1 protein-coding gene is annotated in these 548 nt (G+C 46.4%); it reads left to right on the top strand.

Annotated elements, in window-relative coordinates; translation table 11 throughout:
- Positions 1–548: 2-C-methyl-D-erythritol 4-phosphate cytidylyltransferase (ispD, locus tag R7190_RS29860; RefSeq protein ID WP_318138207.1), on the top strand; the 548-nt coding region annotated here is incomplete at both ends.

Below are 548 nucleotides of genomic sequence, written 5' to 3'. Positions count from 1 at the left end.
TTGGTAGCCGAATGAAAGCAGATCGACCTAAACAGTATTTGTTAATCGATGGAAAAACGGTATTGGAACATACTGTAGAGAAACTGCTTGCTCACCCTCAAATCGCGAAAGTTGTGGTTGCGGTTACAGAAGGTGACCCATACTACCCTGAACTATCGATTGCCCTGCACCCAGACGTAATACGTGTCGCTGGTGGTAAAGAAAGAGCCGATTCAGTGCTTTCAGGGCTAAACTATGTAAGTGCGCAGCTTCCGTGTGAATGGGTTCTGGTCCATGATGCCGCGAGACCTTGCGTAACATTAAACGATATTGATCGTCTGATTGATGTTTGTTGTGCTCATCCTACTGGTGGCATTCTTGCCTCGCCCGTGAGAGATACAATGAAACGAGCGAACAAAGAAAACAACATCGATCATACCGTAGACAGAGAAGCATTGTGGCATGCACTGACTCCACAAATGTTTAAAACTCAGCAGTTAACAAGAGCACTGGCAGACGCATTGCAGCAAGGTGTTGCGATCACTGATGAAGCATCGGCTTTAGAGTGG

It is taken from the genome of Vibrio sp. 1078-1 (genome assembly GCF_033340475.1).
This window is presented reverse-complemented; position numbering and strand designations above follow the sequence as displayed.